General features: G+C 36.2%; 22 protein-coding genes. 14 read left to right on the plus strand and 8 right to left on the minus strand.

What is annotated here, in order from left to right:
- The first annotated feature begins 121 nt into the window (after nucleotides 1–121).
- Nucleotides 122–2,851, plus strand: coding sequence for a sodium-translocating pyrophosphatase (locus EG359_RS01715; RefSeq protein ID WP_076355614.1), 2,730 nt, complete (start codon nucleotides 122–124; stop codon nucleotides 2,849–2,851).
- Nucleotides 2,852–2,941: 90 nt separating this feature from the next.
- Here the strand turns inward: EG359_RS01715 and EG359_RS01720 are convergent, their stop codons facing one another.
- Nucleotides 2,942–4,081: an aminotransferase class I/II-fold pyridoxal phosphate-dependent enzyme gene (locus EG359_RS01720; protein ID WP_076355612.1), complete on the minus strand. Its 1,140-nt coding sequence runs from the start codon at nucleotides 4,079–4,081 to the stop codon at nucleotides 2,942–2,944.
- A 184-nt stretch (nucleotides 4,082–4,265) separates the two neighbouring features.
- Between EG359_RS01720 and EG359_RS01725 the strand changes: the two genes are divergently transcribed.
- The 5 genes from EG359_RS01725 (at nucleotide 4,266) to EG359_RS01745 (ending at nucleotide 9,137) form a co-directional block, all read left to right on the plus strand.
- Complete coding sequence (locus EG359_RS01725) at nucleotides 4,266–5,309, plus strand: M28 family metallopeptidase (RefSeq protein ID WP_076355610.1); 1,044 nt, start codon at nucleotides 4,266–4,268, stop codon at nucleotides 5,307–5,309.
- 38 nt (nucleotides 5,310–5,347) lie between these two features.
- Nucleotides 5,348–5,554, plus strand: a complete 207-nt coding sequence (locus EG359_RS01730) for a hypothetical protein (RefSeq protein WP_076355608.1) — start codon at nucleotides 5,348–5,350, stop codon at nucleotides 5,552–5,554.
- A 58-nt stretch (nucleotides 5,555–5,612) separates the two neighbouring features.
- Nucleotides 5,613–6,113 carry an endonuclease V gene (locus EG359_RS01735; RefSeq protein WP_076355605.1) on the plus strand — a complete coding sequence of 167 codons (501 nt, stop codon included), beginning with the start codon at nucleotides 5,613–5,615 and terminating at the stop codon, nucleotides 6,111–6,113.
- 152 nt (nucleotides 6,114–6,265) lie between these two features.
- On the plus strand, nucleotides 6,266–7,441 hold the full coding sequence (locus EG359_RS01740; RefSeq protein WP_076355604.1) for an acetyl-CoA C-acyltransferase: 1,176 nt from the start codon (nucleotides 6,266–6,268) through the stop codon (nucleotides 7,439–7,441).
- A gap of 391 nt (nucleotides 7,442–7,832) precedes the next feature.
- A complete protein-coding gene (locus EG359_RS01745) occupies nucleotides 7,833–9,137 on the plus strand; it encodes a T9SS type A sorting domain-containing protein (protein ID WP_076355602.1) in 1,305 nt (434 codons plus the stop codon).
- Nucleotides 9,138–9,231: 94 nt separating this feature from the next.
- On the opposite strand, the gene EG359_RS01750 is transcribed toward EG359_RS01745, so the two are convergent.
- Nucleotides 9,232–12,567 carry a DEAD/DEAH box helicase gene (locus tag EG359_RS01750; RefSeq protein ID WP_076355594.1) on the minus strand — a complete coding sequence of 1,112 codons (3,336 nt, stop codon included), beginning with the start codon at nucleotides 12,565–12,567 and terminating at the stop codon, nucleotides 9,232–9,234.
- Nucleotides 12,568–12,714: 147 nt separating this feature from the next.
- Between EG359_RS01750 and EG359_RS01755 the strand changes: the two genes are divergently transcribed.
- From EG359_RS01755 to EG359_RS01765, 3 genes are all read left to right on the plus strand, one after another.
- Nucleotides 12,715–13,512 carry an SDR family oxidoreductase gene (locus tag EG359_RS01755; RefSeq protein ID WP_076355592.1) on the plus strand — a complete coding sequence of 266 codons (798 nt, stop codon included), beginning with the start codon at nucleotides 12,715–12,717 and terminating at the stop codon, nucleotides 13,510–13,512.
- A gap of 77 nt (nucleotides 13,513–13,589) precedes the next feature.
- Nucleotides 13,590–14,507 carry a helix-turn-helix domain-containing protein gene (locus tag EG359_RS01760; protein WP_076355590.1) on the plus strand — a complete coding sequence of 306 codons (918 nt, stop codon included), beginning with the start codon at nucleotides 13,590–13,592 and terminating at the stop codon, nucleotides 14,505–14,507.
- Between the two features lie 152 nt (nucleotides 14,508–14,659).
- Nucleotides 14,660–15,667, plus strand: coding sequence for a T9SS type A sorting domain-containing protein (locus EG359_RS01765; RefSeq protein WP_076355588.1), 1,008 nt, complete (start codon nucleotides 14,660–14,662; stop codon nucleotides 15,665–15,667).
- Nucleotides 15,668–15,756: 89 nt separating this feature from the next.
- Here the strand turns inward: EG359_RS01765 and EG359_RS01770 are convergent, their stop codons facing one another.
- The 3 genes from EG359_RS01770 to EG359_RS01780 all read right to left on the minus strand — a co-directional run bounded on the left by EG359_RS01770 (nucleotide 15,757) and on the right by EG359_RS01780 (nucleotide 17,985).
- A complete protein-coding gene (locus EG359_RS01770) occupies nucleotides 15,757–16,365 on the minus strand; it encodes a GNAT family N-acetyltransferase (protein WP_076355586.1) in 609 nt (202 codons plus the stop codon).
- Between the two features lie 91 nt (nucleotides 16,366–16,456).
- Nucleotides 16,457–17,077 carry a hypothetical protein gene (locus EG359_RS01775; protein ID WP_123867245.1) on the minus strand — a complete coding sequence of 207 codons (621 nt, stop codon included), beginning with the start codon at nucleotides 17,075–17,077 and terminating at the stop codon, nucleotides 16,457–16,459.
- Between the two features lie 59 nt (nucleotides 17,078–17,136).
- A complete protein-coding gene (locus tag EG359_RS01780; protein ID WP_228435079.1) occupies nucleotides 17,137–17,985 on the minus strand; it encodes a helix-turn-helix domain-containing protein in 849 nt (282 codons plus the stop codon).
- A gap of 190 nt (nucleotides 17,986–18,175) precedes the next feature.
- Here EG359_RS01780 and EG359_RS01785 point away from each other — a divergent pair, with 190 nt between their 5' ends.
- The gene (locus EG359_RS01785; protein WP_076355582.1) at nucleotides 18,176–19,330 is read left to right on the plus strand and encodes an MFS transporter; all 1,155 of its coding nucleotides are present in this window, start codon (nucleotides 18,176–18,178) and stop codon (nucleotides 19,328–19,330) included.
- An 80-nt stretch (nucleotides 19,331–19,410) separates the two neighbouring features.
- On the opposite strand, the gene EG359_RS01790 is transcribed toward EG359_RS01785, so the two are convergent.
- Both EG359_RS01790 and EG359_RS01795 read right to left on the minus strand, forming a co-directional pair.
- A complete protein-coding gene (locus EG359_RS01790; protein WP_076355580.1) occupies nucleotides 19,411–19,800 on the minus strand; it encodes a hypothetical protein in 390 nt (129 codons plus the stop codon).
- Between the two features lie 47 nt (nucleotides 19,801–19,847).
- Nucleotides 19,848–21,230 (minus strand): MFS transporter, encoded by a 1,383-nt coding sequence (locus EG359_RS01795; protein WP_076355578.1) that lies wholly within the window; start codon nucleotides 21,228–21,230, stop codon nucleotides 19,848–19,850.
- Between the two features lie 73 nt (nucleotides 21,231–21,303).
- Here EG359_RS01795 and EG359_RS01800 point away from each other — a divergent pair, with 73 nt between their 5' ends.
- From EG359_RS01800 to EG359_RS01810, 3 genes are all read left to right on the plus strand, one after another.
- Nucleotides 21,304–22,152, plus strand: coding sequence for an AraC family transcriptional regulator (locus EG359_RS01800; RefSeq protein ID WP_076355576.1), 849 nt, complete (start codon nucleotides 21,304–21,306; stop codon nucleotides 22,150–22,152).
- Nucleotides 22,153–22,262: 110 nt separating this feature from the next.
- Complete coding sequence (locus EG359_RS01805; protein WP_076355574.1) at nucleotides 22,263–22,757, plus strand: MarR family winged helix-turn-helix transcriptional regulator; 495 nt, start codon at nucleotides 22,263–22,265, stop codon at nucleotides 22,755–22,757.
- Nucleotides 22,754–23,518, plus strand: a complete 765-nt coding sequence (locus EG359_RS01810; RefSeq protein ID WP_076355572.1) for a hypothetical protein — start codon at nucleotides 22,754–22,756, stop codon at nucleotides 23,516–23,518. The genes EG359_RS01805 and EG359_RS01810 overlap by 4 nt, the downstream gene beginning before the upstream one ends.
- A 69-nt stretch (nucleotides 23,519–23,587) precedes the next feature.
- Here the strand turns inward: EG359_RS01810 and EG359_RS01815 are convergent, their stop codons facing one another.
- Nucleotides 23,588–23,821, minus strand: coding sequence for a hypothetical protein (locus EG359_RS01815; RefSeq protein WP_076355570.1), 234 nt, complete (start codon nucleotides 23,819–23,821; stop codon nucleotides 23,588–23,590).
- A gap of 313 nt (nucleotides 23,822–24,134) precedes the next feature.
- Here EG359_RS01815 and EG359_RS01820 point away from each other — a divergent pair, with 313 nt between their 5' ends.
- Complete coding sequence (locus EG359_RS01820; RefSeq protein ID WP_076355568.1) at nucleotides 24,135–25,934, plus strand: BamA/TamA family outer membrane protein; 1,800 nt, start codon at nucleotides 24,135–24,137, stop codon at nucleotides 25,932–25,934.
- Nucleotides 25,935–26,097 lie beyond the last annotated feature (163 nt).

A 26,097-nucleotide genomic window follows, 5' to 3' on the forward strand; every position in this document is an offset into this window, starting at 1 on the left:
TTTATGGTGATAAACAAATCTACGAAATAAAGTATTATTACGGTTTGATCTTATAATGTATTTATAATTTTGTTATATTTATAAAACTAATTACAATTTTTTAATATAAAAATAATAAACTATGGATTTGTTCTATTTAATTCCGGTTTTTGGTGTGATAGCTTTGCTTTATACATTTTTTCAAAGCAACTGGGTCAATAAACAGAATGCCGGAAATGAAAAAATGAAAATTATCAGTGGTCATATCGCTGATGGTGCAATGGCTTTTTTAAAGGCTGAATATAAAATTTTAAGCTACTTTGTGGTCGTCGTAGCTATTTTATTGGCCGTAATGGGTTCCAGTAATGCGAACTCCCACTGGAGTATAGGACTTGCCTTTGTGATGGGTGCTATATTTTCTGCCTTGGCAGGATTTATTGGGATGAAGATTGCTACAAAAGCCAATGTAAGAACTGCAGAAGCGGCAAGAACATCATTAGCAAGGGCCCTGAAGGTCTCTTTTACAGGAGGTTCCGTAATGGGGATGGGAGTTGCCGGACTGGCAGTGTTAGGATTAGGTGCTTTATTCTTAATCATTAAGCAGATTTTTGCACCGGATGCTACAGTAGATTCCCATGAAATGGAAAGAACGATTGAAATTCTTACCGGATTTTCTTTGGGAGCAGAATCTATTGCGCTTTTTGCAAGAGTAGGCGGAGGTATCTATACAAAGGCTGCAGACGTAGGAGCGGATCTGGTAGGCAAGGTAGAAGCAGGAATTCCTGAGGATGATCCTAGAAATCCGGCTACAATTGCTGATAATGTAGGAGATAATGTAGGAGATGTTGCAGGAATGGGTGCTGACCTTTTTGGGTCCTATGTAGCAACAGTTTTGGCAACAATGGTTTTAGGAAGAGAGACCATTTCTGACGATTCATTCGGAGGCTTTGCACCAATTTTATTACCCATGTTGATCGCAGGAACAGGAATTATTTTTTCAATGATAGGAACTTTGTTCGTGAAAATTAATGATAGCGAGGGTTCATCCACATCCAGTGTACAAAACGCATTGAATCTGGGAAACTGGGGAAGTATTGTTATTACCGCCATATCTTCCTATTTTCTTGTAACTTATCTTCTTCCTGAAAAAATGGTTCTAAGAGGCCATGAATTTACCAAAATGGGTGTTTTCGGAGCAATAATGGTAGGTTTAGTGGTGGGAACACTTATGAGTATCATTACAGAATATTATACAGCCATGGGAAAAAGACCTGTTTCCAGTATTGTGAGACAGTCTTCCACAGGGCATGCAACCAATATTATCGGAGGACTTGCTGTCGGAATGGAATCAACATTACTTCCGATTATTGTATTGGCAGGAGGAATCTATGGCTCTTATTTATGTGCAGGTTTGTATGGTGTGGCTATTGCAGCTGCCGGAATGATGGCTACTACAGCAATGCAGCTGGCTATTGATGCCTTTGGACCCATCGCAGATAACGCCGGAGGGATAGCTGAAATGAGTGAGCTTCCTAAGGAGGTTCGTGAAAGAACAGACATTCTGGATGCTGTAGGAAATACAACAGCGGCTACAGGAAAAGGATTTGCTATTGCTTCTGCTGCATTAACGGCCTTGGCATTGTTTGCAGCATTCGTAGGGATTGCAGGTATCGATGGGATTGATATTTATAGAGCAGATGTTTTGGCAGGATTATTTGTAGGAGGAATGATTCCTTTCATCTTCTCATCCTTAGCGATTACAGCAGTTGGACAAGCCGCTATGGCAATGGTAGAGGAAGTAAGACGACAGTTCCGTGAAATTCCGGGGATTTTAGAAGGTAAGGCACAACCTGAATATGAAAAATGTGTGGCTATTTCTACAGATGCATCTATCAGAAAGATGATGCTACCTGGAGCTATTGCAATTATTTCACCATTACTAATCGGGTTTATCTTTGGACCTGAAGTATTGGGAGGGTTTTTGGCAGGAGCTACCGTTTGTGGTGTTCTAATGGGAATGTTTCAGAATAACGCCGGTGGAGCTTGGGATAACGCTAAAAAATCATTTGAAAAAGGAGTAGACATTAACGGGCAAACCTATTATAAAGGTTCAGAACCTCATAAAGCATCAGTAACTGGGGATACAGTTGGAGATCCGTTTAAAGATACCTCAGGACCATCAATGAATATTCTGATTAAGCTAATGTCAATTGTTTCGTTGGTTATTGCACCTACGCTGGCTGTTGTACATAAAGATAAAATTGAAGCCAACAGAAAAGCTAAGATTGAAAGCTTAACCGGAATTTCAAGCACTTCAGATACTCATGGAGGTATTACAACAAGTCCTGCTGTTTCTGCTGAAGTGAAAGGACACCTTAATGAAAATGGAGACTTTGTATATGAAACCGGAAATATTCAAAAAGTAAAGCTAAAAGGAGGGAAAACAATTGCAATAGGAGAAGCAAGCCAGCTTTATCAATTGTATAATGTTGTTAATCAAAAGGATAAGGCGGCTTTAGATCCTAATAACTGGTATACCATTGAAAACCTTTATTTTGAAACAGGATCCAGTGATCTGAAGGCTGGCTATGAATTACAATTGAATAATCTTGCTGAGCTTCTGAATGCCTATCCTGATCTGAAAATAAAACTGGGTGGATATACCGATAACAGTGGTAATGAGGAAAGCAACCTGCAACTTTCAAACCTAAGAGCGCAGACTGCAAAACTTAAGCTATTGGAACTGGGAGTGTCTGCAGATAGGGTAGAAGCAGAGGGATATGGCTCACAGCATCCGATTTGTGAAGCCAATGACACAGACGAGTGTAAAGCAAAAAACAGGAGAATTGATGTAAGGGTTCTTGCCCTTTAAGATCAATAGAAATAGAAAAAAGCACCGCAATTGTGGTGCTTTTTTTATCTTTGAAAATTGTTTCAGAAATTTCTTTTGTTGCTCTTGGTATTAAAGATTTTTTCTGAGATGCTCCAATGCCTGTACAATTACTTCATCCTTTTTTGCAAAGCTAAATCGAATATAATCTGAGTTTTGTCTTGAGTTATAAAAGGCGGAAAGTGGTAGGCATGCTACTTTTTTATCAATGGTCAGCCATTTTGAAAACTCTACATCAGTCATGGTTTTGGAGACATTCCTGAAATTGACCACCTGAAAAACACTTCCCTCGGCTTTTTGTTCAATTTCTAAAGGGGTTTCTTTGAGCAGTTCATAAAAGATATCTCTTTTTTTCTGCATTATTCTTTTATTTATGGCAGGATCAAATACTTCCAGATACCTTGCCAAAGCATATTGCGCAGGAGCATTTGCACTATAGGAAATATATTGCTGGTGACTTCTGAACAAAGCGGTCAATTCTTCAGAAGCAAGCATATAACTCACTTTCCATCCTGATGTATGGAACATTTTGCCAAAGGAAAAAATACAAAAAGTCCTTTTTCTTAGCTCAGGATGTATAAATGAACTGTAATGTTCAGCTTCATCATAACAATAAGTGTCATAGATTTCTTCTGAAATTAAATAAATTTCCTGGTCCTTGATGAACTCATACAGTTGATTCCAGTCCTCCTGCTTCCAAATTTTTCCCGTTGGATTTTGTGGAGAATTAATGATGATGGCCTTGGTTTTTCCCGAAATACAGTTTTTAAAAAGTTCCCAGTTTATTGTAAAATTTTCTTCAAGGTCATAATAGACAGGGACGCCCTCATTCATTACTACTGAAGGTCCATAGGTATAGTAAGACGGTTGGATTATAATAACTTCATCATTCTGATTTAAAATAGATTGAAGTGCAGTATATAAAGCAAAGGTTGCACAAGGGACAATGGTGATTTCATGACTTCTAAGTTGGATTTTATTTTCCCTTTTTGCATTAAAAATCATAATATTCTCGATCAATAATGGGCTTCCGGCAAGCGGTTCGTAGTTGTGGGTATCGAGGTCTGCAGATTCTTTTAAAAATGATTTCAATCGTTCATCAATATCAAAGTCTGGAAGGCCTAAAGAAAGATCAAAGCTTCCATGCTTTGAAGCCAGCTCAGACATTTCCGTGAAAAAGGAATAATGAGTAAATCCGTGAATTTTTTTCATTCATATTGTATTTTATCAAATATAATGAAAAATAGATATTGTTTTGTCTTGATTATTAAATGTTGTGGTGTTGATTGCTTGTTTTTGTTTCGATATATTTAAAAATTGCAATTAAGTGAGCGGCAATTTGTAAGTTTTCCTTTGGATTCAATAAAAATTGTTATTTTTAAGAAATTTATTCTCTATGAAAAAAATACTTATTCCGCTATTTTCCGTTGCTGTAATGATCAGTTGCGGGACGGCACAGGTTTCTGATGGTGCATCATCACACCCTGTTTCTACAAAGCATAACAAGGCATTTACAGATGCTTATAATATGATTAAGGCTGATGATCTGAAGAAAAACCTGTACGTTATCGCCTCCGATGAAATGGAGGGCAGAGATACGGGAAGTAAAGGACAAAAGAAGGCGGGAGAGTATATTGTTAACTATTATAAAAGTTTAGGAGTTTCTCATCCTAAGGCACTAGGGTCTTATTATCAGAAAGTTCCGTCAGACTTTATGAAGAAAAGAGGTGGCGGAAACCTTCCGGATTCTGAAAATATTCTGGCTTTCATAGAAGGGAGCGAGAAGCCGGAGGAAATTGTTGTAGTTTCTGCACATTATGACCACGTGGGAACAAAAAATGGCACGGTATATAATGGCGCTGATGATGATGGGAGTGGAACTGTTGCCGTAATGGAGATGGCAAAGGCTTTTCAGCAAGCTAAAAAAGCAGGTAAGGGTCCTAAAAGATCTGTTCTGTTCCTGCATGTTACGGGAGAAGAGCATGGCTTATTTGGCTCAGAATATTATACAGACAATCCTGTTTTTCCTTTAGCAAACACTGTTGTAGATCTTAATATTGATATGATCGGTCGTGATGATCCTGCCAACAGAGGGAAGCAGTATGTGTATGTAATTGGTTCCGATATGCTAAGTTCTGAGCTTAAAGTTATTAATGAAGCTGCCAACAAGAGAACCAATAATCTGGAATTAAACTATAAATACGATGATCTTAATGATCCGGAACAATTATACTATCGTTCAGACCATTATAATTTTGCGAAAAACAATGTTCCTGTAGCATTTTTCTTTGACGGTATTCATGAAGATTATCACAAGCCAACAGATGATCCTGAAAAGATTGATTATAAACTGTTAGAAAAAAGAACCCAGCTTATTTTTACCACAGCCTGGGATATTGCTAACAGAGCGGATAGAATTGTAGTAGACAGAAAACAATAAGAACTTTAAAATAAGTTGGGAGAACAAAGACATAAAGTTTGCAAGAAGAACTTTTTGTCTTTGTATGTCCCAGCAATATTGAGCAGAAAAAAGATACTATCTGGCTTGGAACTTTACTAGGAGGAAGAGCCGAAACTTTCTTCAGAAAATCTGGATGGACAGATATCGGAAGCCATCGAAAGGGAGAGATTAAGTTTGAAATGAACCATAAAGATTGGCAAGCCCGAATCAATAAGCCCAATTAACAAGCTTTTAAGGATTAATAAATAATTTTGAATTCCCCGTGCTTGGGAAATTGATAAAATGATTTACGCATTTGATACCTACTATTATGAGGACTACGCCAATACCGTGTGTATTGCTTTTGATAACTGGACCTCGGAAAGGGAAATAGAAACATTTACTGAACAAACAGACATCAATTCCGGATATGAAAGCGGTGCTTTTTATAAAAGAGAATTACCATGCATCTTAAGTTTGTTGGATAAGATTGTATTAAAGGATGGTGACATTATCATCGTTGATGGCTATGTTACTCTCGATAATGAGGGTAAAATTGGCCTGGGTGGACATCTCTATGAGGCACTGCAAGAAAAAATTGCAGTTGTAGGGATTGCCAAGAATGAGTTTACTACTCCTGATTTACAGCGAAGACATGTTGTTCGGGGAGAAAGTAAAACTCCGTTATTTATTACAGCCAAAGGGATTGATGTAGACGAAGTTAAGCATAACGTGGAACAAATGCATGGCCCTTATAGAATCCCAACCTTATTGAAAAAATTAGATCAATTAAGCAGAGACTAAAAATTGCATATCTTACCATAAATAGGTAGGATATTTTTTTAATCACTAATATACCGATTGGTATATTTTAGCTATATTTGTACTATACTCCAATCAAGGAGATTTTTTTTAATCGAAATAATACCGATTGGTATATTTAAATCAGTGAAAATATGAAAGAAGCATTTATTATTGCAGCAAAACGAACTCCTATAGGAGGTTTCATGGGAAGTTTGTCAGAGTTTACAGCTCCTCAATTAGGGGCTATAGCGATACAGAATACCTATGAAGGTACATTGGATTCTCCCGAATATATAGATAGCGTGTATATGGGGAACGTTTTGGGAGCAGGTGTAGGGCAGTCACCCGCGAGACAGGCAGCTATTTTTTCCAAGATTCCGGTAGATAAGGATGCTACCACAATCAATAAGGTTTGTGCTTCAGGAATGAAAGCTGCGATGATAGGATCCCAACAAATTCAACTTGGCTTGGAGAATATTGTGATGACTGGTGGGATGGAAAGCATGAGCAATGTCCCTCATTACAATTACCTGCGCAAAGGGCTGAAGTTAGGTAACGGCGTTCTTGTAGATGGGCTTATTAAAGATGGTTTGTGGGACGTGTACAATGATTTTCATATGGGAAGTGCAGCAGAACTTGGCGTGAAAAAATACGGACTGACGAGGCAGCAACTGGATGATTATGCATTGCTTTCCTATAAAAAAGCACAAGAGGCTGCCACCGGTAATAAATTCAATAACGAATTGATCAGCATATCGATTGAAGGGAAAAAAGGGACAACACTTATAGATAGAGATGAAGATATTGATAAACTCATTCCTGAAAAAATATCACTTTTAAAGCCCGCCTTTGAAAATGACGGTACACTAACAGCGGCTAATTCAAGTAATCTGAATGATGGAGCGGCTGCAATATTGCTGGCGTCCTCAGAAGCGGTAAAAGAACATGATTTGAAGCCGTTAGCGAGAATCGTTACCTATGCTGATGCTGCCCAATCTCCGGAATGGTTTACAACTTCTCCATCCATAGCCATTCAAAAAGTACTGAAACAGTCAGGGCTCAGTTTGTCGGATATTGACTACTTTGAAATTAATGAAGCATATTCTTCTGTAATTTTATCCAATCAGCAAATTCTGGGATATGATTTGGATCGGGTAAATGTTTATGGGGGAGCAGTGGCACTTGGACATCCAATCGGGGCTTCAGGAGCAAGGATTATAGTGACTTTAGTAAACGTTTTGCGAAAGGAAAAAGGACGATATGGTATTGCGGCCATCTGTAACGGAGGTGGTGGCGCTTCAGCAATTCTTATTGAAAATATGAATTAAAAACATAATTTTTAGCACATAGAAAAATTAGAGACTGTTATTGATATGGAAAATAGTGGTGGAGGATTGCCTGATGAAGGATAAGGAAGACTACAACTTAACAACGCTAATGCAGCCTAAAAGTTGGAAGTATTTACTAAATAAATATGAAGATTGCAGACGAAAATTCAGGGAAATTATTCTATCTCAATAATTCCGCTGATATTGTTTAAAAATAAATCTAAATAATGACGACCCAAACTGATTGATAATTATACAATTCGTTTGGACTTTATTGATTATTTGAAAATCAATTTATACTAAATATTAATAAACTGATAAATGTCACCTTGTTCTTATTTTTATTGATTCTAAATAAATATAAATTTGTCTCAATCAAATTAAGAACTTCATGAGAAAACTAACTACTCTTTCTGCTATCATTTTATGCGGACTAATGGATGCTCAATATTGTGCTCCTGCATTTCAATATGGTGCCAGCAGCAACATGATAAGTAATGTAACCTTTGGAAGCATTAACAATGCATCAACAATGAATTCTTCAACAGCTCCGGAATATGAGGATTTTACTTCAATTTCTACGGATCTGATAGCAGGGAATTCATATCCTATATCTGTAAAAGGACCATCAAGTACGTTTCCAAGTGATGTAGTGGTATACATTGATTTTAATCAGAACGGTAACTTTGATGATGCTGGAGAGAGCTTTTTTATAGGTAGATTGGCTGCTGCTAATCCTGCAAATGCTTTTACAATTGATAGTACGATTACAATCCCGTCCAATGTTTCTGGTGGGAGCAAAAGAATGAGAATTCTTAAAAATACAAATGTATCGGCTTATTCGGATCCAAATGCTCAGAATTCAATCAATTCAGCTTGCGATCAGGGCTTAAGAGCGGGACAGACTGAAGACTATACAGTGAATATTTCAGGAGGAAGCTCAGGATTTCCGGCACCGTACTGTGGTTCTGAAAATATAACAAGCCTTACAGTAAGCGAAATAAGTAAGGTGGAGTTTGTTGGGATAACGAACGAAAGTCCTATTGATGGAAATTCATCTGTAATGGAAGACTTTACAGGAACTGTTTTCAATGTAAACCGCGGAAGTGGTTATCCAATAACAGTAACCGGAGGAACTCATGGTCAGGCAACCGTTTCAGCCTATGCCTATATCGATTTTAATCATAACAATCAGTTTGATGCTGATGAAAAGTTTAATCTTGGGTATTTGGATAATTCAAATCCTGTTTCTGGTCATGAATCAGGGGTGACTTCCGAAACAATTACCATCCCTGCCAATGCATTATTGGGAGTAACCCGTTTCAGGTTGGTAAAAGCTTATGAATCCAGCTCATGGATGGGAACGTTGGAGAATTTACCATGTCCGTCAGGTTGGTTCATCGGTCAGGCAGAGGATTATACCATTAATGTACAGCCGGAAAACCTTTCAACTACAGAGGTTTCCAAGGATGCATCAAAGGGTATAAAGGTATATCCAAACCCTACTACAGGGTCTGTAACGATCAAAATGAAAGAGGGACTGGAAAAGTATGAAGTTTACAATATTTCAGGACAAAAACTTTCGGAAGGGAATTCTGGGATTGTAAATATGAGCAATCTGGTTCCGGGAATTTATCTTATCAAAATCCTTACAAAAAATAAAAATATAACCACTGAAAAGGTTATCAAAAAATAAACACACATATCATATCTAATCATATCCATATCAATTTTTGTTTTTTAACCGGCAGATTCTATCTGTCGGTTTTTGTTTGAATCAAGGAATCAGACTATTTGGATTCTAAAATATCGAGAAGATCCTGTTTTGATAATCCCTGAAGCTTCTTTCCATCTGTTTTGAGCAGGTTCTGAGCTAGTATTGTTTTCTTTTTCTGTAACGTAAGAATCTTTTCTTCCACCGTATTTGAACAGATCATTCGAACGGCGATTACATTCTTGGTTTGGCCTATGCGGTAACTACGGTCAATGGCCTGATTTTCTGTAGCAGGATTCCACCAAGGGTCAATTAGGTAGATATAATCAGCTTGGGTAAGGTTAAGCCCAACACCACCGGCTTTTAGACTTATTAAAAATACTCGGATATCTTCATTTTCCTGGAAATTAGCTACTTTTTTACCTCTGTCCTTGGTTTTGCCGGTGAGATATTCAAAAGGAATTCCATGGCGTTCCAATTCAGGTTTCAGAAGGTCTAGCATCCCTACAAATTGAGAGAATACAAGAATTTTGTGATCTTTTGACTTTCCAAGGATCTGTTCCATCAGAATTTCGATTTTAACGGCATGCTCTCCAGAATACCCCTCTTTAATCAGGATAGGGGAATTACAGATCTGTCTAAGCCTTGTAAGGCCTGTAAGTACATGCATGCTGTTTTTATTAAGATCATCATCATTAGCTGCGATAAATTCACGAAGTTCCTTTTCATAGGCATCATAAATCCTGCGCTGTTCGGCATTCATTTCACAGTAAATAACCGTCTCTGTTTTTTCCGGAAGCTCTTTGGCAACTTGTTTTTTGGTTCTTCGGAGAATAAATGGTTTGATCTTCTGCTGAAGTTCTATGGCACGTTTGCTGTACTCAAATTTATCAATGGGGATGGCATAGATGTCCTTAAAGTATTGTTTGCTTCCCAATAACCCGGGACAGGCAAACGAAAGCTGGCTGTAAAGATCAAAAGTACTGTTTTCAACAGGTGTTCCCGTTAATACAATTCTATTTCTGGATTGGAGTAGACGGGCGGCTTTGTACCTTTCTGAATTAGGATTTTTAATTGTTTGAGATTCATCAAGAAAAGTATAGTTAAAGGTGAAAGTCTTCAAAAAACGAATATCCGAAAGCAACATTCCGTAAGAGGTGAGAATAACTTCATAATCAGAAAAATGCGCTGTAGATTTCTGTCTGTCTGCACCATAATGCACCAAAACTTTTATGGATGGAGCGAACTTGCTGATCTCATCCTGCCAGTTAAAAATCAGTGAAGTAGGAACAACAACAAGATTGGTGGTGTGTGCTCGTTTTTCTCTCTGAGATAAGATGAATGCAATGATCTGAAGCGTTTTTCCCAGTCCCATATCATCGGCAAGGCACCCTCCGAAATTAAATCCGTCAAGAAAGTTAAGCCAATTTAATCCATCATGCTGATAATCCCTTAATTCTGCATGTAATCCTTCAGGAATATCTATTCTGGGAATATCCTTAACCGCTGAAAATTGCGACGAATAGGAGACAATTTCATCATATGTCTCTGTACTTAGTACCTCCTTTTCAAAAAGTGAAGAAACTTCTGTAAAGTTGATTTTTGGAATTTTTAATAATTCTTCATCAATTTCTCCTGCCTGAAAATAGGCCGCTATTTTATCCATCCATTCTTCAGGAAGAATTCCCAGGGTTCCATCATCCAGTTGAACAAATTTGCTTTTATTACGAATGGTTCTGTGAAGCTGCTTCAGGGTGGCTTCTTTTGGTCCAAATCCAACTTTTAGCTTCGCATTGAACCAATCCAATCCGCTGGTAATCTGGATGTTAATCTTTGCGCGATGTGGGTTTAACTTATTGTTTTTTAATTCGTTGAAGCCCAGTATGATGATCCCCTCATTTCGCCATGTCTCAAAAGCGTCAAGAAACCAGTTGTTATCCAGGAACTTATCTCTGTGAAGATAAAAATAATCGTACCCATCCATCTGCTCTTCAAAGTCAGGATGTTGCTGCATGATTAAAGAAGTAAAGCGTGCTTCCGCTGCATCATTTCTTTCTATTTTAAATACATTTCCATTTTGGTCAGTATCAAAAATCTGCTTTCTAGAGTACACAGGAACTTCAACCTGACCATACTTCATCACAGGTGTTATTCCAATATAGTTTTCCTGTTGACGGATATAAACCACTCTTTCAACCTGATGATTCTTGTCTTTAAGTTGTACTTCCGTTGCGGGTTGTATGTAGCTATAATTGATATGGATACGTTCTTCAATGGTAGATAGGATATTCTGCATAAAAGCTTCATATTTGGAAGAATGTACCAATAAAATTTCATTGTTTGCCTTGAAAAACTTAATGATTCTAAGGATGTCTGGATGATCTACAAGGCTGAAAGTGTTGTTGTTATAAACAAAATATTCATTTCTGATGATAACATTTTTAAAAGGTAGAGAAATATCATTAAATTGTAATTCTCCTATAATTTCATAAAATGGATCTTTCTTAAATACAGATAGTTGTACCTCTGCATCTAAAGTGTTAAGTTTAATAGGGATAAGGGATTTTGAAGAGACAGTTTCTGCAATATCCCGGTCATGATAATAGACTTCCAGATCCAAAGGATTTTGTACAATGAGCTTTAAAGCTTCCAATTCAGAAGCATTATATTCTTCATTATAATTATTATGAAAAGAAGTAATGGCTGTATAAAATTTGATCTCCAAGGGTTTTTCTGCTTTCCATATCAGCTGCATGGCGTCCACTGAGGTTACGGGATTTTTAATTTTTCCTGTTTGAGTCATTTCTGCTTCCATCAGTGAAAAGATCAGATGATTATAGTAACGGTGCTTTCCTATCACCAATATCTGCTTTTTACCGGTTTCAAGGATCGCTAGTTCATCTAATCTTGAAGATTGCTGAGGAAGAAGTTCTTTTTTTAACAGCATCTCATCCATGGGAAGCATCTCTTTAATTTTAGGCTGTATTTCAAGTTTCCCATCAATGTATTCCAACTGGAAATAGAGATCAAGATCCGGTTCGTTTTCCAGACCATATCCTTTCGCCTTGGAAATTAGTGTTTTTCTTCGTAGAAGATCATCAAAGAAGATGAGATAGTTTTTTTCCTCAAGAATGCAATGGATAATTTCTGCCTGATGAGAACAAAGCTGATCTTTAGGATTGTCACACGTGCAGGAGCAAAGTAGTGAACTGCCGATTTTACTAATGCTGACTACAGGAAAGTCCTGCAGAGAGGTATTTTTTGTAAATGTTCCGATGTTGTTTTCTATGGTAACAGGATAGATCTCACGAAAATCCTTGATGCCAACAAATGCGCTTTCTGTGGTATGTTTCAAAAGATCATATACGGAAAGCGTACTGAGATTGGTGCCTTCAAGGATGTATTCTGCCATAAAAATTGATAGAGGCAAACTTACAAAAAACAAACGAATGAAATGATGACCTGAAATCCATTTTGGATACAGCTTAATCCGTTTTGGCAACTTCTGCCTATCTATTGTTTCTGAACTTTGTCCTGTAATTTTAAACAAGAAAAAAAAATGAAAACAGTTTTTATAACAGGTGCTTCTACAGGATTAGGAAAAGCAGCTGCCAAATTATTTCAAAGCAAAGGCTGGAATGTGATTGCTACAATGAGAAATCCGGACGCAGATACAGAATTGGCCTCCCTGGAAAATGTAACATTACTTCCGTTGGATGTTACCAATCCGGTACAAATTCAGTCAACCGTTAAAAAATCGCTTGAATTAGGGGATGTGGATGTAGTGTTCAATAATGCAGGATATGGCCTTATTGGGCCTTTGGAAGCGCTTAGCGATGATCAGATCGTAAAGCAGCTGAATACGAATTTATTGGGTGTTATCCGTGTTACGCAGGCGTTTATTCCTTATTTTAGGGAGAGAGAAAGCGGAACCTTTATTTCTACGACGTCAATAGGTGGTTTAATTGCGTTTCCTTTGGGATCAACCTATCATGCGACAAAATGGGCATTGGAGGGCTGGAGTGAAAGTATGGCTTTTGAACTTAATAAGTTCGGAATAGATATTAAGACCGTTTCTCCCGGAGGAATCAAGACTGATTTTGTAAGCCGTTCTCTGGATTCTGCTACCAGTCCTGCTTATGAAGAAATGATTAATTCTTTATATTCCAGCATGGAGGGAATGATGGAGGCTGCTTCTACACCTGAACAGATTGCAGAAGTAGTATATGAGGCCGCTACAGATGGTAAAAAACAGCTAAGGTATGTAGCGGGTGAGGATGCCAAACACTTATATGCCCAAAGGCTGGAACTGGGAGATGAAGCTTTCAGGGAGCAGTTGGGAAAACAGTTTATTTAATAATTTCCGTAAATAAACGGTGTTGATTATGTGGTTTTTACATATTTTTTTATTCGGGAAGTTTATACCTTTACAACATGGAAAAGAAAGAAAATAGTCCTATGAAAATTTCATCCATATCGGAACTGCATAATTTGTTGCAGCTTCCGGGGCCGCTTCATCCCTTGGTAAGTCTTATGGATAACGAAAGGATGAGTATCAATAATGACTTGATGGGTAAAAGTTTTCTATTGAATTTTTATAAGATTTCCTATAAATTTTCCATGAATGGTAAGAAAATGGGATATGGACAAGGGTATTATGACTTCAATGAAGGTGGAATGATGTTCACGGCACCCGGCCAGATTCTTTCACCGGAAGAGAATGCAGAATATTGTGGATATACGCTTGTAGTACATCCTGATTTTATCAGAAATTATCCTTTGGGAAAGACTATTAAAAATTTAGGGTTCTTCTCTTATGATACAAATGAAGCTCTTCATTTATCTGATCAGGAGAAAGTTATAATAACCGGACTTCTGGACAGCATCAAAAATGAACTGAACACGGCGATTGATGAAGTAAGTCAGGATGTAATTGTGTCCTATATTGAGGTTCTGCTTAATTATAGTAACCGTTTCTATAAAAGACAGTTTATTACAAGAAAAGCTGTAAACAGTGATTTTCTGACTAAAATGGAAACGATACTCGAAAATTATTTTAATGAACAGAAAACCTTAACGCATGGACTTCCTACAGTAGAATTTCTGGCTTCAGAATTGAATTTTTCACCCCATTATCTGAGTGATATGCTGAGAAATCTTACAGGGCAGAATGCTCAGCAGCATATTCATGAAAAGCTGATTGAAAAAGCCAAGGAATATCTTACAGCAACTCATTTATCTGTGTCGAAAGTAGCTTATGCCTTAGGGTTTGAACATCCACAGTCTTTTAATAAATTATTTAAAAGGAAGACAGAAAAAACGCCGCTAAGTTACAGGCATTCGTTTAATTAAATATAAAATGCCCAGTTATTCTGCTGGGTATTTTGTTGAAGAGTTTTTTTTGTAGAGTATAAAATGCCTTAGGTAGATGAAAATACTTTTTTAGGAGTAAAGCTCCCTACATTTAATATCAAAATATTTCACCAATCTTAAACCAAAATAATATGAAAAAACTAAATCTTATTTTATTTCTTGTGAGCGGAATAATGGCTTATGCTCAGCCGTCCATAACAAGAGCAGGCGTTGACCGAATTAACAGCACCATTACACTCAAATCTGAAGATGTAACGGGTACCTCTATTACAGCAGGTCCGGCAGGGGCTAATGTTACCTGGGATTTCTCAGGTTATACAGGTACAAATACTCTTACCATTACAACAAAAACATGTCCTGGACAATCCAATTGTTTTAGATTTCCCACAGCTAACAGGATTGCGGTACCAGCTGGTATAGAAACTAATGACTATACTCTTATGACGGATACGGAAGCAACAATGTTAGGTTCTTATTCAGGACCATCATTGGGAGATGTAATGGTTACTTATGTTAATCCATTGATTGAGTATAAGTTTCCGATTACCTATCTGCAGCAATTTGATGATACCTATGAGTTTAACAGTGTTTCTGCTGCCATTGGAAATACCAATGATACAGGACAGGTGAGCCAGACTGTGGATGCCTATGGAACCATAATAACTCCTACAGGAACCTATAACAATGTGTTGAGGATAAAAAGAATAAGAACTGCAACACAGATTATTGCAAGTGTGCCAGCTCCTATTACCGCTACCTATACCAATGAATCTTATCAGTGGGTAAGCCAGACTGCGGGGCCGGTATTTAGTTTTGCCATCAACACTTTTGTTCTTTTAGGAAATACCAATATTGCCAAAACGATATCCTATCTTGAGACAGAAACATTATCAACGATTGATTTGGATAGTAGGAAAGCCGAAATATCAGTATATCCCAACCCAAGTACAGATTATATTACCCTGAGATCAAAAGAGGAGATTAAAAAGGTAATTGTTTCTTCACTTGAGGGTAAGATTATTTTAAATGCTGAAAATTCAAGAAGTATTGATGTTTCAAAGTTTCCCAAAGGAGTTTATATTCTTCGGGGAGAATTCAAAAATGGCTCTTCGTTTTCCAAGAAAATCATTAAGAAATAGGAAGTAATCTATATTGAATGTAAAAAAAAACAGGAAAATCACACTTTTCTGTTTTTTTATTTTATTTTATTTTATTTTTTGAAAATTATTTAGAAAACTGTTTTTTCTCTGAGCTGTGTTTCAATTTTTAATTTTGCAAAATCCCATTCATCATCTAAAATACTGTAATAAGCAGCATTTCTTGTTGTTCCGTCACTTAAAACCCGATCTTTGCGCAATACTCCTTCAAATACACCGCCTATCTTTTCAATAGCTTTTCTTGAACGGAAATTGTTGTCTTTGGTTTTTAACTGGACTCTGTTGGTTTTTAATACCTCAAAGCAATAGGTAAGCAGTAAAAGCTTGCATTCTAAATTGATGGTTGTTCCCCAGAATTCTTTTGTGATCCAGGTCCATCCGATTTCCAGTTTTCTGTCTGCCGGGTAAATTTCAAAAAAGCGTGTTGAACCAATCAATTTGCCTGTTTTTTTATGGCGTATGACAAAAGGATACTGGTTTTCAGTTTCTCTTTCTGATAATGCTCGTTCGTAGTTTTCATTAAATGTATTTCTTTCAGAGCAGTCGGTAGGAATAAGTTCCCAAAGGTCTTTGTCCGAAGCTGCAAGATACAGTTCTTCGAAATGTTCTTTTTCTAAAGGAATAAGATCAACATTGGTTCCCTCTAATAGGGTTGGATAGGAAATCCATCTCTTCTTCATATGAATATTTTTTTAACAACTAATTTAATGAAAAGTATAAAATTTGTTTATTAAAATAAATTTATTTTCTTTTAAAGCGAATGGTAATCATTTAACTTATGTTTTTAATGGATTCTATTCTCCATTTGTCACTTTTAGTAAGGGTATATCTATAAGTCATGCCACAGTTTTTCAAATGAAATTCTACGTTGCAGGATTGTTCATTAATCGGCTTTATCTTGAATTGTATAGTGTCAATGTTCTTTAAATCAGATTGATAATCATCCTGTGTCATAAAGAAATAATCATAGTCGAAACCAAACGGTGGACCGTCGTTAGCCGGATTTTGCTTGAAATATTCATTTCCATCCACATATCTTGCTTTGTAAGCAGATAAAAACTTTTGAGAGAATACATCGCTGCTTTCCAGAAATTTAATTTCTTTATTCACTTCATCAAAGTCTACATAATAATTGGCTGGAGGATCAGTCTCGGTAAGAATTCCTCCTTTTATGGAATTGAAACTGTAGATTTTATCTTCATTTTCTTTATACCATTTCAGAAAGGTCTTTACTGTTTCAATCTGGGAGTTATCCTGAACTTTTTGAATGGTAACAACTGCATTTTGAGGCTTTATGGAATCTTGTACTACTGTTTTTTTTATGGTATCTTCTTTTTTACAATGAGTAAAGAGCATTAAGACAGTTGACAATAACAAAGTTTTCCTTAGCATAAATAGTTTTTTCAGACGTCGAAATTACGAAAATAAAAAAGTAATCCAGAAGTGTAATTTTATTTTTTTATCCTGTAATTCTCCCTGTAGGTATTGGCCGTAATTCCTGTACAACGCCTGAAGTATCGGCAAAAAAGGGAAGAATCTACAAACTGCAACTGATTGCTGATCTCCTTAATGGAAAGTGGTGTGGTTTTAAGAAGTTCCTTGGCTTGCTTTATCACCCTGTAACTAATCCATTGCTTAATGGGTTTTCCTGTTTCCTTTTTAATGAAACTGCTTAAATACTGCGGGGAAAGGTGCAATTGATTGGAATAAAACAATACACTTCGTTCCAAATGCCCGTGTTTATTCAACAGCTCAAAAAAATGCTCTACAATATCCTGACTTCTTGTTTGCAAAAGGCTGTTATTTCTGATAACAGGCAGATAAAGCTTTGAAACCAGTTCAAGAAGAGCATAAAGTAGGTATTGTACAGATTCTACAGTGCTTTGTTCCTTTGTTTTGGAATGATAATCCTGTATTAACTTAACAGTAGACCAAATAAGTTTTCTTGTTTTGCTTTCTACCGTCATCACAGGATTGAACTTAATTTCGTCACTGGCTAAAAGAACGGTCAGAAAGCTATAGGAACTGATGAAATCCAAAGAGATATAAAATACGGATAATTCCAGATCATCACTGCAGGAAATACCTGCCAGATTTGTATCTGGTAAAAGCATTATGATGGAACTGCTCTGTATATGAAACGGAAAGGTATTGATTTGAAGATCCAGCTCTCCACCTGATACAAAGCAAAGCAGCAATTTATTGAGTTTACTGGCTTTTTTGTAAAAGTTGCTGATGTTGTCTGCCTTATATTCTTCAATACATAATCCTTCAAATTTTGGTTTAATATCTATCATCATACAGTTGGATTATTTCTTGGAATGGTTAATGCTTTTATCACTTGAATTACTGCGATCAAATGTAAGCAGTTAATTTTTCTTTTTAAATACCTTGTTTAAAATGGAATATAAAATATCAAAAATGGAATATATTTTATTGGATGAGTGTAACTAACTTCGCCAACGGAAATTTTAATCAAAATTTGTTATAATGCACGATAGAGAAACCTCTGCTACGAGAATGCCGACGGCCTGCTTTTTACTTTTCTTTGCCCATGGACTTGTTTTTTCTTCCTGGGCGAGCCGTATTCCCATTATTAAAAATGCTCTTTCCATTAATGAAGCAGAATTGGGAACTCTTTTGCTTTTAATGCCTATAGGGCAGCTTTCTACAATGGTTTTGGCAGGAAAACTAATCAGTAAGTATGGAAGTAGTCAAATGATTAAAAATTGCTTTTTACTATATCCGGCTTTTCTTTTATTGATCGGGCTTGCTCCGTCTTATTGGGTGTTGGCAACGGTGCTGTTCTTTTTTGGAGTTACCGGAAATATGTGCAATATAGCCATCAATACACAAGCTATAGAAATAGAGTCAATCACAAAAAGAACATTGCTGTCATCTTATCATGGGGCATGGTGTTTTGCAGGATTAATAGGAGCGTTGGTCGGCCTATTGATGATAAACCTGAATGTAAGCACATTTTATCATTTTGTATTTACTTTCGTTCTTGTGTTTTCAATCTGGTTTTACAGTAAGGGGCATTTAACGAATATCATTCATAATGTAGAACCTCAAAGACAGTCAATTTTAAAATTTGTAAACCCAACATTAGTAGGATTAGGAGTCATAGGATTCTTGAGTATGGCTATTGAAGGGGCTATGTTTGACTGGAGTGGTGTATATTTTCAAACCATTGTAAAGGCACCGGAAAAGTTGGTTATTCTTGGGTATACCAGTTTTATTTTAATGATGACCTTAGGGCGTTTTATTGGAAACCGTGTGATTGAAAGGTATGGGAAGAAAATTGTTCTTCAATGCTGTGGTATTCTGATGAGCAGTGGTCTTTTTCTAAGTGTTTTCTTTCCGGAATTATGGATTTGTATCATTGCTTTCATGATTATAGGTCTTGGAAGTTCCCTAAGTGTACCTTCAGTTTACAGTACGGTAGGAAAGGTGAGTAAGGTAGCACCAAGTATTGCTTTATCCTTTGTGTCCAGTATTTCGTTTTTAGGGTTTTTAATGGGACCGCCGTTGATTGGATATATCGCTGAATGGTTTGATCTAAGATATTCCTACGGACTTTTTGCCTGCTTTGGAATATTATTGGCCATTATGGCGGGACAAATGAAAGTATTTAGGAGGTAAATAAGTAAATATTTTTTCATGAAGAAAAAACAGTCTGTTTTCAGAATACCAATGATTTTGAAAACAGACTGTTTCTATTTTTATATCCAATTTTCTATCAGATGGAACCATAGCGCTTTCTCTTCGTTGACAAGAAAGACTGCGGATGATTTTCTTTTGTTTGTTACTCCCTCCGTAGTTTGAGTTTCGATATAGGTTGCCAGTCCGTGATGATCAGAATGATGTACTTCAATATTTTCAACCTGAACAATGCGTTCCGGAAATTTTCCAAAAACTGTTGGGAGCCAGTCAGAAAACAGAGATAAGGTAACAGGTTTTCCATCTCCGTTGATCATTGTAAACTCTGAGGAAAATCCGGAAAGAATTTGTTGGTAAAGAGCTTCCTTATTTTCAGCTTTCCCTTGAAACCATTTTTCAATATTCTTATGGAATTCCATTATTTCCCGGGTGATTTTTTCTGTGTTGTTCATAGATTTAAATGTATAATTTTTTTAAATTTTAATTAAAGCCTTTGATATCAAAGCTGATGAATGTATTTTCTTAATTTAATATTCCCCCATATTCCGACCATCTGGAAACCTCCGATCATTGCAATAGCCAAAGAGAAAGCTTCAGGAAAACCTATTACTTTTATCATATTAAAAAAGAATGTCCCTATTATTGCTCCTCCGGTTACACTGCCTATCTGTATACCAATGCTTATAAGACCTGAAGCCTGCCCAGCTTTCTCCTTGGAAGTAAAACTAATGGCCGTCCGCATCATTACAGGCATAATGGTTCCGTGTCCTAGCCCTGCCATAAATAGGGTAATGTTGGTGATAAAAGATGGCTTTTGTTGAATATAGAAAACCAATGCGCTGAATATGAATCCTGCCATTAATAATCCCAGACCAATATAGATGATCCTATAAGGGGTTAGTTTTATTTTGGAAACCATAAAAGGCCCCAGGAAAAAAGCAATTCCGTAGGGAACAATGGCAATTCCTGTCTGCATAGAGTCTTGGTGTAAAAACTGTTGGAGATAGTAAGGATAACAAATAAATAAGCCCGCGGTAAAATTGTAAAAAAAGATGATTAAAAGGCTTAATGCAAAAGGCCTATGTTTTAAAAGGGTTGGATCTATAAGTACAGGTCTGGCTTTTTTCATTAAATAGGCTTCATATTTTAAGAATCCTATCAATAAAGCAATACCTGCAAACAGAAAGCAGAATATCCACCACGCCCAATGATATTTCTGCCCGAAGATAAGAGGACATATAAGCATCAGTAAGGCAAGAATTAATAATAATGAGCCTGTAAGGTCAATTCCGGAATTGATTTCCTGATGATGAGTATCCATGGTAAAATGAATTCCCACAATACAGATAACCGTAATAGGTACATTAACAAGGAATACCATTTCCCAGGAAAAACCTCCCCAGTGCATACTGAGAAGCAACCCTCCAAGCAGCTGGCCAATCACAGAGGCTAATCCGAATACGGAGCTGAAAAGACTTACCGCCTTAGGCTGTTCCTTACTGCTGAATAGAACCTTTATGGAAGCTAAAACCTGAGGCGCAAGTAATGAAGCCCCAATTCCCTGAAATAACCGAGCAATAATTAACCAAGTCACGGTAGGAGAAAAGGCACAGGCCAAAGATGAAAATAAAAAGGTGTACAAGCCTATTATGAAGATTCTTTTCCGTCCATAAAGATCACCCAGCCGTCCTCCACAAACAACAAGGGCTGCATAGGTTAGCCCATAGATGGCAATGACCATTTGTAACTGATGATCACTTGCTTTTAATGCATTTTTTATGGAGGGTAAAGCCATATTGACAATAAAATAATCCAATGGTGAAAGGAAGGCTCCTGCTATCAGAAAATTGAGCGCTTGCCATCGTTTTGGATATGTATTCATAATTTTTTTATGCAAAAATAACCTCTTGATGTTCTGTTAAAATTGTACTTTTGGAGGAAAATATAGTGCGTAAATGAAAGGGTTACATCTGGAAAATATTAAAGTGAGAGAAATGAAGCTTGAGGGTGAAGAAGTTATTCTGAAAACTAAATCTTTTCTTTCATTTGTATACGTCATAAAAGGAAAAGGTAGTTTGGTGTATGATGAGCGCCGCATTCATTTTACAGAGGGAAAGCTTTTCATTATTCCACAGCAGGAATCTTATCATTTTGAAAGTGAAAATGCAGCGCTGATTAGTATTGAATGCCCTATTGAATTTATTGATAAAATACGTCTGGAAGCAGATCGCATTGAAAGCTGTGAAAATCTCTATAAACTGCAATATATAAGCAATAATTACCATGCCCGAGCCGGATGTGTATTCCGAAATAAGAATGACGAAAGCTTTGCGGAAGCTCTTATTTTGCAGATTGCAAGAGAGTTTAAGAATAATGCGGAGGATTATTTGATTATCCGTAACTGTATTTCGATTTTGCTTAACCTTATTGCCAGAAATATTATTCAGAGTGAGACTTCAGATCTGCAGGAAAACAAAAAGGCATTCTCTATTATGAAGATCATCACCTATATTCAGCAACATATAAAAGACAGAGAAAAGACAGGAATTCAGTCTATTGCTGATCATTTTGGAATTTCCGGAAACTATTTTGGAGAATACTTTAAGCAACAAACCGGAGTTTCTTATCAGGATTACTTATTGGATTACCGTTTGAAGCTGGTTGAGACCTATCTCCAGTACAGTAGTATACGATTAAGTGAAATAGCCTATGAACTTCAGTTCAGTGATGAAAGCCATCTTTCAAAGATTTTTAAAAAATATAGAGGAGTTACGCCGGGAGAATATAGAAAGAATAGTAAATGACAAATTAATTTTTTTTGAAGTTGTTGCATTTAAGATTTTTAATTTAAATTTATATAGTTAACTATATAGTTCACTATATTTTTATATATTTACATTAAATTTTTTTTAAAATGGATTTTGATTTTATTAAAGAATTAGGGTATAAGGCATTGGACAGCAGGTTGAAAAGAATCAGTGATCGGATGTCGCATGATGTAAGAAAGTTCTATAAAGAGTTTGGAATAGATGTAGAACCGAATTGGTATCTGGTTTTTATGTTGCTTCAGAAAAAAGAGGAAGTTTCTATTACAGATATTGCTGAACCTTTAGGATATTCTCATCCATCAGTAGTGGTTATGATAAAGAAAATGACAGAAAAGGGTTATTTAACTATTAAAAAGGATACTACTGATAAGCGGAAACAACTTATTTCATTGTCCCCAAAGGCAATAGAAATGCTTCCTCAGCTAAGGCAGATCTGGGACAGTTGTGAAAAAGCTATTTTGCAGCTCCTAGAAAATGATCTGTCCATTTTTTCCTACCTCGATACAATAGATCAGGAATTAAAAAATGATTCTTTTCACCATCGTTTTAAACAGGAATACTTAAAATCAATACACTCATGAAAACACTTATCTTATTTATCGTATTATTATTTTCCAACCTGATGATTTCTGCCACAGAAACGAGGGTGATGATAAGAGCAAAGGCAAGGGATGCTAAATTTATTGGAAGTTCCTTGGGGGGTGCACATATCATTGTGAGGAATAAACTGAATCAAAAGATTCTGGCAGAGGGAAATACAACCGGAAGTACCGGAAATACAGATCTTATTATGAAGACTCCTAAAATAAGAGGCAATTCAATTGCAGATGATCAGACAGGAGGATTCATGGCGACCATTGATATTGATGAACCCACATTTATTAATATAGAAGTTATTTCGCCATTGAACAGTAAACAAGCACAAGCGGTGGTAAGTACAGAGCTATGGTTGATTCCCGGAAAAAATATTTTAGGTGAAGGAATCATTCTTGAGATTCCCGGATACATTATTGATATTCTAAAACCTAGAACCCATCAGTATATTGGGTTGAAAACCATTAAGGATAAGCCCTTTCTGTTTCAGGCAAATATTGTTATGATGTGTGGATGTGTAATAGAAAAAGGAGGCGTTTGGAATTCTGATGAAATTGAAGTGACAGGAATCCTTAAGAAAGATGGAAAATTTGTAAAGAATATTGACCTGTCATGGGTTTCCACCAATTTATTTGAAGGAAGCCATATCATCAATACTCCAGGAAATTATGAACTCATACTATATGCTTATCATGAGAAAACAGGAAATACAGGAGTAGATAAAGTGAACTATGTGGTTTTTGAATAGCAAATGAAATATCAATTGTTCATAAATAGATATGGTATTATAAACTACTTTCAGGTACTCATAATCACCCTAAAGAGCACTAAATACCTCAGCAATAGCTGTAATAAGATCTTTCTCTACAGTAGGATTGGAAGATGTTTCCGGTACAATTGCCCGTAGATTACCCTCATCATCGCGCTCGAAAACCACTTCACAGCCATCAACATCAACGTAGAATTTGTAACCGTGGGAGAATGTTGCCAGGCGTACATTAAATGTTAGTTCTTTGCCTTTATAAGTTACAGGTAATTCAAATTCTTCCATAAATTGTAGGGTCTATGTATTCAAAAATTCTAAGCAAAGTTCGGAAATCTTATTTAAAAACACCTGTTTTAGAGAGTGTTTTGAAGCATTATATTGTAATGTGTTGACTGTAAGGGTAAATTGTGTCTGCAATAGATGCTTTGTTGAATTTTTTCAAACAAGAAATACTCTGGTTAGGATAAAAAACACTTTTAGAATGGAATATTTTAAATAATAATGAATATCTTGCCTTTTTGCATGAAAAAGTCTTGAGATAGTAGTATCTATTGGCTTATAAATTGATGCTACAAGTTTTATTGAATTTTGATTATTAATGAACAAATCGGCTATATTTTTAATTTTCTTTTTAAGTGGTTTTTTCTTTTTAAATGCACAGGAAAAAAAGGACTCTCTTTATTACAAAATAGAGGAATTTTCGGATCAGAGAAAAGTGACCAAATTCATTCATCGTTTGATATTTCGGCGGGAAGCAGATTCTACTTCTGTTAAATCCAGAACTGAAAAAATGCTGCAGGAGACTTATAATAAGAAATATATCAGAAAGATCCGGGTAGAAACCATTGACCCTTTTGGGTATGATTCCAAAGATGATAAAGAAAAACTGAAATGGTACGATTGGGTTAAAGATCATCTTCATGCTCCCACAAGAGCTTCTACAGTTGATAATTATTTACTTTTTAAGGAAGGTGAAGAATATAATGCACAGAAACTCTATGAATCTGAACGTTTACTAAGAGCAACACCTTTTATCAATAGAGTTAATATCAGTGTTAATGAAAGTGCTTCCACCAAAGACTCTATCGATGTCGTTGTCAGAGTTCTTGATTCCTGGAGTTTAAAGCCCAGAATTAGTTATTCCGGAAGCAAAATTGGTTTAGGAGTTACCGAAGAAAATGTATTGGGATTAGGTCATACGTTTGATTTCCTTTATAGAAATGATTCCAAAGAAAAGCAGGACTATCTTTTAGGAAGCTATACCACCTACAATCTTTTTGGTTCATATATCAATGCCCAGATTTTGGGAGAACGGGACTTTGTAAGAAATGAAAGAATTAATTTCAATTTAAGAAGAGACTTTTTCTCACCCTTAACGAAATGGGCAGGTGGTTTTACATTCGAATATTTTAAACGAAATGTTTTACTTCCCACAGAAAATGATACTAGTTTTCCTGAAGTTCAGATTAAAGTCTACAGTCAGGATTTATGGGGTGGTTATCAAATTCCTATTTCATCTGATTCTAATGAAAAAGTATCGAGTAATATTGCCGTGATAGGACGATTTCAGAATTATCAGTACAAAGACAGTCCGGGAATTGACCAGTATAAATACTTTAGCTCCTACAACAGCTTTCTGGTATCTGTTGGATTTATTAATAGAAAATTCTCGGTTCAGAAGAATATTTTCCAATATGATCTGCCTGAGGATATTGCTTATGGTAATTCATTAAACCTTACCGCAGGAGCTCTATCAAGAAGTAAGGAAGTTAATCCCTATGTAGGAATTTCTGCCTCTTACGGTAATTTTACAAAATTGGGTTACTTTAATCTAAAGGCTCAGTTTGGAAGATTCTTTAATGAGGATAATCAAAATCGGGAGTCTTTTCGTCTGGATGGAACCTATTTTACCAATCTTCAGGATTGGAAATTTGCCAAAGCAAGACACTTCTTTTCTCCGACTTTAGCATTGGGGAATCCACAGCATAATTATTCCTATAAAGACAGAATAAATCTTACTTCTGCAGATGAATTCCCTGTTTACAATTCGGACTATATCGGAACCAAAAAGTTGGTGCTAAGATATCAGCTTCAATTGTTTATTAATAAAACCTGGAAGAACTTCCATTTCAGTCCTTACCTAACGGCGGCAGCAGGCTGGTTGGGAATGCCGGATGATAAACTGTTCTCGACAAAGACAAACACAAAAATAGGAATTGGTGTTTTAATTAATAATCCGTATTTGGTTTTCAACAGGATTCAAATTTCGTTCACCTATTACCCTCGTGTTCCTTTCGACAACAATTCTGCTTTAGACTTTAACAGTAACCGAAATAATATGTTACCAATGAACAGTTTTACAACAGATATCCCTCACTTTGTAAATTTTGGAAATTAATGGTCTAGTCGCTTATCATCTGGGTGAGGTTTTTCACTTCACTTTAGTCCAAAATAAATAGGTGACAAAATTACTATTCTTTCGATACATAAAAAAACAGTTCGATTCTAACAAGGTCATAAGATCGAAAAGAGTCGAACTGTTTTTCAATATTGGATTTTTG

Origin of the sequence: Chryseobacterium joostei (assembly GCF_003815775.1) — a bacterium.
GTDB classification, from domain to species: Bacteria; Bacteroidota; Bacteroidia; order Flavobacteriales; family Weeksellaceae; genus Chryseobacterium; species Chryseobacterium joostei.